The 11,310-nt window shown below is 69.5% G+C and carries 15 protein-coding genes; 1 reads left to right on the top strand and 14 read right to left on the bottom strand.

Annotated features, from left to right (window positions below; genetic code table 11):
- Window positions 1-88: 88 nt before the first annotated feature.
- The 11 genes from G3N92_RS24270 to flgB form a co-directional block, all read right to left on the bottom strand.
- Window positions 89-1,000, bottom strand: coding sequence for a flagellar hook-associated protein 3 (locus G3N92_RS24270; RefSeq protein WP_206130128.1), 912 nt, complete (start codon window positions 998-1,000; stop codon window positions 89-91).
- An 11-nt stretch (window positions 1,001-1,011) separates the two neighbouring features.
- The gene (gene flgK, locus G3N92_RS24265; RefSeq protein ID WP_206130126.1) at window positions 1,012-2,355 is read right to left on the bottom strand and encodes a flagellar hook-associated protein FlgK; all 1,344 of its coding nucleotides are present in this window, start codon (window positions 2,353-2,355) and stop codon (window positions 1,012-1,014) included.
- Complete coding sequence (locus G3N92_RS24260) at window positions 2,352-2,672, bottom strand: peptidoglycan hydrolase (protein WP_206130124.1); 321 nt, start codon at window positions 2,670-2,672, stop codon at window positions 2,352-2,354. Before G3N92_RS24260 ends, flgK begins: the two co-directional genes overlap by 4 nt.
- Before the next feature lie 115 nt (window positions 2,673-2,787).
- Entirely contained in the window at window positions 2,788-3,942 is a 1,155-nt protein-coding gene (locus tag G3N92_RS24255; RefSeq protein WP_206130122.1) for a flagellar basal body P-ring protein FlgI, read from the bottom strand.
- Window positions 3,943-4,030: 88 nt separating this feature from the next.
- The gene (gene flgH, locus G3N92_RS24250) at window positions 4,031-4,681 is read right to left on the bottom strand and encodes a flagellar basal body L-ring protein FlgH (protein ID WP_241014999.1); all 651 of its coding nucleotides are present in this window, start codon (window positions 4,679-4,681) and stop codon (window positions 4,031-4,033) included.
- 35 nt (window positions 4,682-4,716) lie between these two features.
- Window positions 4,717-5,502, bottom strand: coding sequence for a flagellar basal-body rod protein FlgG (gene flgG / locus G3N92_RS24245; protein ID WP_206130119.1), 786 nt, complete (start codon window positions 5,500-5,502; stop codon window positions 4,717-4,719).
- A 15-nt stretch (window positions 5,503-5,517) separates the two neighbouring features.
- The gene (gene flgF, locus G3N92_RS24240) at window positions 5,518-6,243 is read right to left on the bottom strand and encodes a flagellar basal body rod protein FlgF (protein WP_206130118.1); all 726 of its coding nucleotides are present in this window, start codon (window positions 6,241-6,243) and stop codon (window positions 5,518-5,520) included.
- Between the two features lie 4 nt (window positions 6,244-6,247).
- Window positions 6,248-7,417 carry a flagellar hook-basal body complex protein gene (locus G3N92_RS24235; protein ID WP_206130117.1) on the bottom strand — a complete coding sequence of 390 codons (1,170 nt, stop codon included), beginning with the start codon at window positions 7,415-7,417 and terminating at the stop codon, window positions 6,248-6,250.
- Window positions 7,414-8,130, bottom strand: coding sequence for a flagellar hook capping FlgD N-terminal domain-containing protein (locus G3N92_RS24230; protein ID WP_206130116.1), 717 nt, complete (start codon window positions 8,128-8,130; stop codon window positions 7,414-7,416). The genes G3N92_RS24235 and G3N92_RS24230 overlap by 4 nt, the downstream gene beginning before the upstream one ends.
- A 1-nt stretch (window position 8,131) precedes the next feature.
- Entirely contained in the window at window positions 8,132-8,536 is a 405-nt protein-coding gene (flgC, locus tag G3N92_RS24225) for a flagellar basal body rod protein FlgC (RefSeq protein ID WP_206130114.1), read from the bottom strand.
- Window positions 8,537-8,538: 2 nt separating this feature from the next.
- The gene (gene flgB / locus G3N92_RS24220) at window positions 8,539-8,907 is read right to left on the bottom strand and encodes a flagellar basal body rod protein FlgB (protein ID WP_206130112.1); all 369 of its coding nucleotides are present in this window, start codon (window positions 8,905-8,907) and stop codon (window positions 8,539-8,541) included.
- Between the two features lie 188 nt (window positions 8,908-9,095).
- On the opposite strand from flgB, the gene flgA reads away from it, so the two are divergent.
- Window positions 9,096-9,884, top strand: a complete 789-nt coding sequence (gene flgA, locus G3N92_RS24215) for a flagellar basal body P-ring formation chaperone FlgA (RefSeq protein WP_206130111.1) — start codon at window positions 9,096-9,098, stop codon at window positions 9,882-9,884.
- A 76-nt stretch (window positions 9,885-9,960) separates the two neighbouring features.
- Here flgA and G3N92_RS24210 read toward each other — a convergent pair whose 3' ends face one another.
- The 3 genes from G3N92_RS24210 to flgM are packed head-to-tail and all read right to left on the bottom strand — an operon-like array spanning window position 9,961 to window position 11,298.
- Window positions 9,961-10,737, bottom strand: a complete 777-nt coding sequence (locus G3N92_RS24210) for a glucosaminidase domain-containing protein (RefSeq protein WP_241014998.1) — start codon at window positions 10,735-10,737, stop codon at window positions 9,961-9,963.
- The gene (gene flgN / locus G3N92_RS24205) at window positions 10,724-11,149 is read right to left on the bottom strand and encodes a flagellar export chaperone FlgN (protein WP_206130110.1); all 426 of its coding nucleotides are present in this window, start codon (window positions 11,147-11,149) and stop codon (window positions 10,724-10,726) included. Before flgN ends, G3N92_RS24210 begins: the two co-directional genes overlap by 14 nt.
- Window positions 11,146-11,298: a flagellar biosynthesis anti-sigma factor FlgM gene (gene flgM / locus G3N92_RS24200; RefSeq protein ID WP_277396195.1), complete on the bottom strand. Its 153-nt coding sequence runs from the start codon at window positions 11,296-11,298 to the stop codon at window positions 11,146-11,148. Before flgM ends, flgN begins: the two co-directional genes overlap by 4 nt.
- Window positions 11,299-11,310: the final 12 nt, after the last annotated feature.

Raw genomic sequence — 11,310 nt, 5'->3', positions numbered from 1 at the left:
CCGCACGCGCGACCTCGTCGGAGCGAACCTGCGCCGGGTGTTCGTGTCCCGCAATTCGGGAAGCCTGCACGTTCATCGCCGGCCCGCGTTACAGCACGTCGAACAGCGAAAGCTGCCGCACGCGCGCATAGATCTGATACGAACCCTTCACCGCCACCAGATAGTTGTTCAGCGCATCGGTCGCCTCGGCGTAATCGAGCCCGCCGACGAGATCCGCAGCCTGGCCGTTCGCGACAAGCATCGCCTCGTGGCTGTCGTCGAGCCGGTCGAGCGTGTTCTGCGCGCCGCCGAGCCCGGCGATCCGGTTGCCGGCCGTATCGAAACTGGCCCCCGCCGCATCGAGCGCGGTGCTCATCGCCGCGCGCGTGTCCGGATCGCTGGCGTCGGCATCGGCCGCCTCGAGACGTTCGAGCGCGAGATCCAGGCGGTTCAGCGTGTCGGCAAGATCGTCGACGCCGACATTGGCCGCCTGCGTCATGCCGTTGCCGACCACGACCTGGCGCTGCTCGAGATTGCCGCCGAATGCATAGCGCGCACCTGCCGGCGCGGACGCATCGAAGCGGACCGTCTCGCTTCCCGTCAGCGTGCCGGAGAACAGGTAATGCCCCTCGCTGTCGCTGGCGTTCGCGGTGGCCACGAGATCGTCGCGCAGCGTGCGCAGCGAGCCCGCCATCGCGTTCAGGTCGGCCGCCGAATTCGTGCCGTCCATCGCACGCAGCATCGTCTCGCGCACCGCATCGAGTTGCGACTGCATGTTGCCGAGATGCAGTTCGTTCTTCTCCAGTTGGCCGCGCAGCGTGCCGATGTTGCGGCGATATTGCCCGAGCATCGCGGAATCGCGTTCGAGCCGCATCAACCGCACCGCACCGACCGGATCGTCCGACGATACGTGGATCCGCCGGCCGCTCCCGAGTCGCGCGGTCAGATCCGCGATCTTCGCGTTCGAGTCGCGCAGCGTGGAAACCATCGAGTTGCCAAAGGACTGACTGGCGATACGCATCGTCGTACTCCTCAAAAGCTGTTGAGCGTGGTGGCGAACAACGCGTTCGCCACTGAAATGACTTTCATGTTCGCGTTGTAGATCTGCATGGTTTCGGAGATGTTCACGGCCTCCTCGTCCATGCTGACCCCGCTCACGGACTGCCATGCCTGCTCCGCCTGCGTGCGAAGCTCGCTCGCCGTCTCGAGCGCGGCCTGGTTCTGGCTGCTCTGCGAACCGAGACGGCCCACCAGCATCGTGTAGACATCGCCGATCGCCGTCTCGCCCAGGCCCGGCACGTCGATCCGCGCCTGCCGCAACGCGATCAGCGCGAGCAGATTGCCGCTGTCGCCGGGCGTCGCCGGGTCGGAGGAAAAGCCCAGCCGGTCGGGCGTCACGCCGGCGCGCAGGTGCAGCATGCCGCTGGCCGCATCGATGTCGAACAGCGGTTCGCCGGGCTGGCCGTCGGTGCCGAAGCCGGCGGCGAGCTGCGCGTTCATGCGCTGCGCGAGCTCGCCCGCCAGCGACTTCGCGCCGGCCATCTGCGGCATCAACACGCCGTCGGCGAACGCGAACAGGCCGCCGATCGCACCGCCAGCCGCTTCGCCGTCGAGCGGATAGACAGCGCCGCCCAATGCCAGGGCGAGCGAGAACGTTCCGTCGTTGCCGGGGCGCACGTCGAGCGTGGCGACCTGGTGCCCGGCCACGAGCGGCGGCCCGGCGGCGAGCGACACATCGACGGAGCCGTCCGGCTGGCGCAGCGTGCGGATATCGACGAGCCCGGCCAGCGTGTCGAGCGCCTGGTCGCGCTGATCGATCCACTCCGACGGCACGTTGCCGCTCGCCTGCCCCTCGGCGATGCGCCGGTTCAGGTCGGCGACCGTACCCGACAACGCGTTGATCTGCCGGGCCGTCGCGCCGGCTTGCTGGCGCAGCGTGTCGAGCTGGCGGCCCTGGGTTTGCAGCAGGCCGTTGATGCTCTTGGCGAAGGCATCCGCCGACGTGATCACCTGCTGGCGCAGCGGCGCCGACATCGGATCGACGCTCGCCTCGTCGAGCGCGGCGAACAGGCCGTCGAGGCCGGCCTTCACGCTGCCGTCCTCGAGGCTCATCACCTGCTCGAGCTGAGCGAAATACGATTCGCCGGCCGTCTGGCGGCCGAGCATCGCGTTGCTTTGCCACATCTGCTGCGTGCGCGCCTCGTCCGAGAAGCGGATCAGCGACTGCACGGTCACGCCGCCGCCGACGCGCGGCGTCAACAGCACGCCCTGGCGCGTATAGCCCTTCGTCATCAGATTCGCGGTATTGCGCGCCGACATGCCGAGCGCCGCCTGCGCGGCGTGGGTGCCGGACAGGCCGATCTGGCTGATTCTCATGGTCCCTGCTCCTTGGTGAACGGATGGATGGGTTGGTCAGGTGCGCCGGCCGCCGGCAGCATCTGCGCGATCAGCGTGTCGGCGATGCCGAACGCGCGCTGCGTGGCGATGCCGTTGGCCACCTCGCGATAGGCGTGATCGAGCAGCGCGCCGGCCGTGTCGTCGCGCTCGCCACCGCTGCCGCCGAGCGTCGCGGTCGCCTCGCGCATCGCGCCAAGCATCTGCGCGATGAACATGCCCTCGAACTGCTCGGCCGCGTGCTCGAGCGCGGCGCGCGCATCGGCTGCCTGGCCCGCGGCCCGCCTTGACGCACGCAACGGGAGCCCGTGCGTCGATGGCGATGCGGCCGATGGCGATGGCGATGGCGATGCGGCGGGCAACGATTGCATGGGAAAAGACGTCGAATGCGGAAAGTCGTTCATCGGTCGGGCCTCAGATCACCACCAGCTCGGCGGACAGCGCGCCCGCCTCGGCCAGCGCCTGCAGGATCGCCATGAGGTCGTCGGGCGTCGCGCCGGTCGCGTTGATCGTATCGACGATCGCCTGCAGGCTCGCGCCCGATTTCCACTGGAACGCATTGCCGCCCGGCTGCGACACATTCAGCTCGCTGACGGGCGCGGCCACCGTGTCGCCGTCGCCGAACGCGTTCGGCTGACTGACCGCGATCCCTTCGGCGATCGTCACCTTCAACGCGCCGTGCGACACGACGGCCGGCTTGACGGTCACGCCCTGGCTGATCACGACGGTGCCGGTGCGCGAATTCAGAACGATGCGCGGCGCCGCCCGCCCCGGCGCGATCTGCACGGCCGTCAGCCGCGCGACGAACGCGACGCGCCCGGTTGCATCCTCGGGCGCGTCGACGTCCACGGAGGTGGCGTCCGCGGTGCGCGCGACATCCGAGCCGATCGCACGGTTGATCGCATCGACGATATTCGACGCGGTCTGGAAATCCGGGCGCCTCAGGTTCAGGCGAATCGTGGGCGTCGCCGCGAAATCGGTGGCGATCTCGCGCTCGATGGTGGCCCCCGCCGGAATCCGCCCGGCGGTCGGCGTGTTGACCGCGATGCTGGAGCCGCTGCGGCCCTGCGCGGCGAGCCCCGGTATCACCAGATTGCCCTGCGCGAGCGCGTAGGTTTCGCCGTCGGCCGCGCGCAGCGGCGTCATCAGCAGCGTGCCGCCGCGCAGGCTCTTGGCGTCGCCAAGCGACGACACCGTCACGTCGATCGTCTGCCCCTTGCGATAGCCGGGCGGAAACGTCGCGCTGACCATCACCGCCGCCGCGTTGCGCGCGCGCAGGCTCATGCCTTCGGGGAGCCGCGTGCCGAACTGCTTGAGCATGTTCGCGATCGACTGCGTGGTGTACTTCGCCTGCGTGCCGTCGCCGCTGCCGGGCAAGCCCACGACGATGCCGTAGCCGACCAGCGCGTTCTCGCGCATGCCTTCGACGCTGACGAGGCTGCCGATGGTCTGCGCGCGGCCGGTTGCGGGCGCGACGAGCAGCAGCGCGACCGCGAGCAGCACGCCGCCGGCCACGCGCGCCGGCCACGCGGCGGGCAACCCGAAGGGCAGGCTGATGGGGAAAGTCATGACGACTCCGGTTGAGGCGGCGGCACCGACGTGCCGTCGCGCCCCTGCGATGCGCCGGCGCGGCGGACGGCACTATGCCGGCCGCGCGTCAGAACGGCATCCACGGGCTGTTGAAGAAACGGGTGAGCCAGCCGGGCGCGTTGGCATCCGCGAGCGAACCGCGGCCCGAATAGCGAATCCGCGCATTCGCGACACGCTGCGACGACACGCGGTTGTTCGAATCGATGTCCGGCGAGCGCACGTAGCCCGACAGCCGGACGGTTTCCTCGCCCTGATTCAGCACGAGCCGCTTCTCGCCGCGTACCTGCAGCAGCCCGTTGGGCATGACGCGTTGCACGATCACCGTGACCGAGCCGCGCAGCGTGTTCTGCTGCGAGCTCGCGCCGGTGCCGTCGAAGCGGCGTTTCGCGCCGGCTTGCGCGTCGATCGGCAACTCCACGCCGAACACGTTCGGCTTCGGCAGCGTGACGCTGCTGGTCTTGCCCACCTGCGTGCCGCTCTTCTTGCTCGCCTGCGTCGATTCCTGCAGTTCCACCGTCAGCACGTCGCCGGCGCGGAACGCGCGGCTGTCCGAGGTCAGCGACCACGCCTGGGACGGCACGAACACGCCGCCCGCCGTGCCGCGATCGACTTCCCACGCGGCCTCGGGCATGTCGTCTTCCTCGGGCTGCGGGCCGACGCCGATCGTTGCACAGGCGCCGCACAGGAGCGCGAGCCCGCAGACCAACGCCGCATGCAAGCGCGTAGGCCAGCGGGACGGTCGCGGCGCACGCGTCATCGGGACGCCTGCGACAGGTACTGCAGCATGTTGTCCGCGGCGGACAGCACCTTCGTGTTCATTTCATAGGTGCGCTGCGCGGCGATCATCTCGACCATCTCTTCGACGGCCTGCACGTTCGACGCTTCCAGCGCACCTTGCTTGAGGCGGCCCAGCCCGTCCACACCCGGCTCGCCTTCCGTCGGCGGACCGCTCGCGGCGGTCTCGGCGAACAGGTTGTCGCCAAGCGCTTGCAGGCCCGCCGGATTGACGAAGCCCGCCACCTGCAACTGCCCGACCTCGGACGGCGCGGCGTCGTTCGCGACCTGCACCGCCACCGTGCCGTTCTCGCCGATCGTCACGCCGACCGCCTCCGGCGGAATCGTGATCGCGGGCAGGATCGGCAGCCCCTGCGCATTCGTCAGCCGGCCTTCGTCGTTCAGCCGCAACTGGCCGGCGCGCGTATAGCCCGTCTCGCCGTTCGGCAGTTCGACCTGCAGGAAGCCGTTGCCGACGATCGCAACGTCGAGCTGCTGGCTGGTGGTCTGCACGTTGCCGTTGGTAAACACCTTCTGCGTGCCGACCAGGCGCGTGCCGTTGCCGATCTGCACGCCGGGGCCGGTCGCGTTGTCGGCGACCTGGCTGCCCGGCAAGCGATCCTGCCGATAGAACAGATCCTCGAACATCGCGCGGTCGCGCTTGAAGCCCACGGTGTTCACGTTCGCGAGATTGTTCGCGATGGTCTGCAGCTTCGCATCCTGTGCCTGGATGCCGGTCTTGCTGATCCACAAAGCATGATTCATATCGGTATCCTGACGTTATGCGCGGACCAGGCGATTGCCGGCATCGGCCATCTCGTCCGCAACCTTGAAAAGCCGCATCTGCATCTCGAACGAGCGGGTCAGCGACATCGTCTGCATCATCTCGTCGATCGCCGAGACGTTGCTGCCCTCGAGATGCCCGCCCTTCACCGTCACCTGGTCGTCGGCCGGATACGATGCGCCGGCGCGCGAGATCAGCAGGCCGTTCACGTCCTTGCGCAGATCGGCCGGATCGGGATTCACGAGCTTCAGGCGGCCGACGTCCTGCACCTCGGGCGTGTCGGCGATCTTCACCGAGATCGTGCCGTCCGCGCCGATCGTCAGTTGTTCGTGCTCGGGCAGCACGAGCGGGCCGCCTTCGCCGAGCACGGCGCGCCCGCCGACGCTCAGTGCGCCATCGGCGTCGAGCGTCAGGCTGCCGGCGCGCAGATAAGCCTCGCCGTCGTCGGTCGCGACCGCCAGATAGCCGGCGCCCTCGATCGCGACGTCGAGTACACGGCCCGTGTCGGCAAGCCGCCCCGGCGTGTGATCGACGACCGTCTCCGGCAGATCGGCCGCGTGACGCGAGTCGTAGCCATAGCCATCGATCGGCCGGGTTTGCGAGCGCGCGAGATCGGCGCGAAAGCCCGATGTCTGCGCGTTCGCAAGGTTGTTCGCGCGCACTTCGAGCGCGCGCAGCGCGTTGCCCGCGCCGGTCATCGTGGTGTAGATCAGGGAATCCATGGCGTTACAGGGTTTGGATCAGCGTGCGCATCATCTCGTTCTCGGTCGACAGCACCTTCGAGTTCGCCTGGTAATCCTGTTGCGCCGACATCAGATGCACGAGTTCGGCCGTCATGTCGACGTTCGACTCCTCCAGCCCGCCCACCGCGAGACGCCCGGCGGTGCCGGTGCCGGCCACGGCGAACAGCGGCTCGCCCGTTTCCGTGGTCGCACGCCACGCCGAGCCTTCGGCCGGCACGAGCCCCTGCTCGTTCGCGAAGGTGGCGAGCGCGAGCTGGCCGGCGTTCTGCTTCTGACCGTTGCTGTACTGCACCTCGATCGAGCCGTTCTCGGTCAGCGTCACGCCCGTGAACGTGCCGGCGGCATAGCCGTCCGCACGATTCTTCGTGGTGGTCTGTGCGCCGCCGAACAGCGTCGTGCCGGTGTAATCGACATCGAGCGACATCGCCGCCGCGCCGTCGGGCGTGCCGAGATCGAGCGCGATCGTGCCGCTCGGCCCGATCAGGGCGCCCTTGGTGTCGAAGCTCAGTTGCGTCGGCGTGCCGACGTCGGCGCCATCCATCGTGTAGTGCACTTCCAGCTCGTTGCCCGCGCCCTTCACGAAATACTGCGTCACGCTGTGCTCACGGCCGAGTGAATCGTGAACGGTCGCCACCGACATGTGGTTGTACGACTTCGGATCGTTCTTGTCGAAGGTCGCGACCGCCGGCGGCGCCCAGTCGGCGGACAGATTGCCCGCGTAATCGAGCGCCCGGCTCGCCTGCGCCGGAATCGCGCCGGTCGGCACGGTCAGGTCGCCGAGCTGGCCGCCGCCGCCGTAGCCCTGCACGCGGCGATTCATGAAGTCGACCAGATACCCGTCCTGATCGGTGCCGAAGATGCCGGCGCGCGAAAACACGGTCGAACCGTCGGCCTCGCGCGACACGAAGTAGCCGCGCCCCTGGATCGCGACGTCCATGCCGCGGCCCGTCGAGAGGAAGTTGCCGCCGATGTCGATCGACTGCGACGTCGAACCGATCGTCACGCCGCCCGGCTGGGCGTTGATATAGCTGGACGCGAAATTCGCGCGGCCCGATTTGAAGCCGTACGTGCCGCTGTTCGCGATGTTGTTGCTGATCTGGCCAAGCTGGCCGTTGATCGCGTTGATGCCCGAGAGCGCGATGTTGGAGCTCATGAAACGATGTCCTTTCGATTGATCGGAGTCGGGCCGGCCAGATCGGACCGGCCGAGAAAGCGGGTGATGTCGGCGGTGTCGCGTTCGCCGACGCCGGCGACGCTCAGCACCACGCGGCCGTCGGCGCCGAGCCGCACGCCCTGCAGCACGCCCTTCACCTCGACGCGCGGCGCCTCGCCGGTGTCGGTCGCCACGCGCACGGTGTAGCGGCCCGGCGGCAGGCCGTGTTCGGCCGGATCGAGCGTGAAGTCGACGTTGCCGGCCTGCCGCGTGCCGAGCGGAATCGTGTGCTCGACGCCGTCCGGGCCGCTCACGCGCAGCGACACGTCCGCAGCCGACGAGGCGAGCGTGAACGCGCCGTCCACCGGCGCATCGGTCAGCTCGAGGGCATCGGTGGCGACCATGACATCCGAGCCGACCTGCGCGCCGAGCGACACGACCAGCATGCTTTCCTGCATCGCGGCGTTCGCGGCGCCCTGGCTCGCGAGCGATTGCATCGCCTCGACCTGGCTCATCTGCGCGAATTGCGTGACGAACTGGCCCGGCTCCATCGGCGCGAGCGGATCCTGGTTGCGGATCTGGGCGACGAGCAACTGGGTGAACATTTGCGACAAACCGCCCGCGTCGTTCCCGGCGGGAGCCTGCGGCGTGGCGCCTTGATCGCCGGCGGTACGCTCGGCGCTGCGCGTGCTGTCGTTCTGGATACCGGTCATGTCAGCCCTCGCCCAGCTTCAGCAGGTCGTGCTGCATGCTCTTCACGCGAGCCAGCACCTCGGCGTTCGTCGAGAACGCGCGCGACGCGTCCATCATGTCGGTCATCTCCTCGACCGCGCTGACGTTGGTGTCGTACACCATGCCGTCCGCGTCGGCGAGCGGGTTGCCCGGCTCGTGACGCTTCGGCAACGGATCGTCGCTCGTCACGACGTCGAGCACCTGCACGCGCGCCATGCCGCCGCCGCGCTCGAAGATCGACGCGAACACCGGCTTGCGCGCGCGATATGCGGTGTCTTCGGTGCCCGATGTGCCGGCGTTCGCGAGATTGCTCGCGATGGTGTTCAACCGCACGGTTTGTGCGGTCATCGCCGAGCCGGCGATGCGTGAAATGTCCTTGAAGCCCATGGTCAGCCGTTCCCCGTGATCGCCGCGTGCAAGCCTTTCAGCTTCAGGTTCAGGAACGTCAGGCTGGCCTGGAAATCCGCGCTGTTCTGCGAGAATTCCGCCTGCTCGACACCGAGCTCGACCGTGTTGCCGTCCTGCGACGGGCCGCTCGGCAAGCGGTAGCGCGCCGTGTCGCCGTCGAACGCGAGCCCGGCGCCGAAGGCTGCGTTCGAGCGCTCGGCATCGAGCGCCGCGCGAAAATCGAGATCGCGCGCCTGGTAGTGCGGCACGCTCTCGTTCGCGATGTTCGACGCGAGAATCCGCGTGCGCTCCGCCCGCACCTTCAGCGCGGCGGGATGCACGCCGAGCGCGTGATCCAGATTGAATCCCATCGTGTCACCCTTCCTGTTGGTAGCGCCCGCCCGCAACGCGCGCGATGCACGCGGCGCGAAGCCGGCAGCCGATCATCAGACGCAAGCGTAAGGACTCGCCGCGCGGGCGGCGAACAATCTGAATGCTTTCTGAATGCGGCGGCCCGCTCGCCGATTGCGCGCGCGGAGATGGCGAGGCGCTCCCTATAATGCGAAGCACCCCCACCCCGACACGCGAGCGCCACGCCATGACCCTCTCCCGTACCGCATCGCGCCGCATGCTGGCGGCTGCCATCGCGATCGGCTGCGCGACGCCTTGCGGCGTCGCCTTGGCCGCGGCGGACACGCCCGCGAGCGGCAGCGGCGCCAATACCGTGGATGTCGATGCGCAAGTGCTCGGGCGCGCGCGGGCGTGGCTCGACGATTACGTGCGCCGACGCGATCTGCGGCACGCCGAGATCGCGGTCGCGCTGCCGCCGAACCAACGCACGGCGCCCGCCTGCGATCGGCCGTACGAGATCGCGGCGGCCGACGCGAGCCGGCCCGACCGGCTGCGCTTCACGGTGCGCTGTCCCGGCCAGGCGCGCACAACCGTCTATCAGGTGCGCGCGACGCTGCACGCGGACGTGCTCGTCGCCACGGCCGCCATCCCCGCCGGCACCCGGCTCGCCGCGGCCGACGTGACGCTGGCATCGCGCGATCTGGCCGGCGCGCCCGATGCCGTGACCGATCCGGCCGCACTCGCGGGACGCGTCAACCGCCGCGCGCTGAAGGCGGGCCAGATGGTTCAGATACGCATGCTGAAAAGCGCGGACGCCGTGCGGCGCGGCCAGGCGGTGAAGATCGTCTCGCGCGCCGCGGGCGTCGAGGTCAGCACCACCGGCACGGCACTGCAGAACGGCGCACGGAGCGAGACGATCCGCGTACGCAACGCGAGAACGGGCAAGGTGATTGACGCTCGCATCGTCGCCCCGGACGTCGTCGAACCGATTCGATGAGCGGGAAGCCGCACCGGAGAACGGCCGGGCGGCGCGGTGAGCGGTACGGCAATTCGCACCGGCCGTCTGCCGTGAATTACCGGGCGATCCCGTCGATCTGGCGCGCGACGCGGACCAACTTGTCCTCGTAGGCGGGATCGGTCGCATAACCGCCCCGGCGCAGCGCCCGTGCGAACGAGCGCGCATCGTCGCCCGCGCCGACCGCCTGCGCATAGCGCGGCGAGCCGGCCAGCACCTCCGCGTAGTCGCGGAACGCGCTCGCGTAATCGGGATACGCACGGAACCGGCCGGTCGTCTTCACGTCCTGTCCGTCGACGTGTTCGGTCGTGGCGGCGTCGGCCGAGGCGCCGCGCCAGTTGGCCGTTGCCTTGATGCCGAACAGGTTGTGGGTGGTCGTGCCGGCGGCGGTCGTCAGCGGTTTGCTGCCCCAGCCGGATTCGAGCGCCGCATGCGCCGCGACCAGCCGCGGCGACGTGCCCAGCGCCTTCGCCGCATCGGCCGCGAACGGCATGATCTCGTCGAGAAACGCCTGACGCCGCGCATCCAGCGAACCCGCGAGCGCGAGGCCAGCCAGCTGGGCCTCGCCCGCACGGATGCCGCCCGGCATCGCCGCCGCGGCCGCGCCGTAGGTGTCGTCCACCAGGGCCGGCGAGCCGAAGCCGTTCGCGAGCGTGCCCTCGATATCCCGTGTCAGCGATGCGAACACCGACGCGAAACCGCCGCTTGCGGGCATGCCCGGCGACGCGATCGACGCCGCCGATTCGCTCGGCCGCGTGGGCGCGATCGGCCTGGCCGGCGCGGGCGAAGCGGCCAGCGCGAACGCGCCGAGCCGGCCGAACTCAGGCGGGCGCATAGGTATGCCGCTCGCCGAACAGAACCCGCTGCACCGACTCGACCTGCGAAGCCAGCAGATTGCCGTTGCGCGTCGCCAGTTGCGCGCAGCGTGCGACGCGCGTTTCCAGCTCCGCGCAATGCTGCTGCAGCGCATGCCGTTGCGACGCCGTGCCGCCCTCGCCGAACACGCTCGCCTCCAGCCGCGCGAACCCGCCGCGCCCCGAACCGATCTCGCTGGCGCGCGCGCGGCGGCGCGCTTCGATCTGCACGACCTGATCGCCGATCGCAGTGGCGATCTGCGCGAGACGGCCGCTGTCGAAGCGCAGCGCGATCGCGTGCTGCTCGTCGAGCAGCCGTGCGAGCTCGCGGTACGCGCTCAAATCGGCGGCGAGATCGGCCAGCAGGCGTACGGACCGTTGCGTGCCGCTCATTGCCCACCGCCGTGAAAGCGCGAGATCGCCGCCGCCAGACGCCCCGCGTCGAACGGGATCTCGCCCGCCGCGAGCGCCGCGCGGATCTGCTCGACGCGGGCCGCGTCGATATCGGGCATCGCGCGTTGAGCCGCGTGCGCGGCCTTCATCAAGCCCGCATG

Origin of the sequence: Burkholderia sp. Ac-20379 (genome assembly GCF_017104645.1) — a bacterium.
GTDB lineage: Bacteria > Pseudomonadota > Gammaproteobacteria > Burkholderiales > Burkholderiaceae > Burkholderia.
This window is presented reverse-complemented; position numbering and strand designations above follow the sequence as displayed.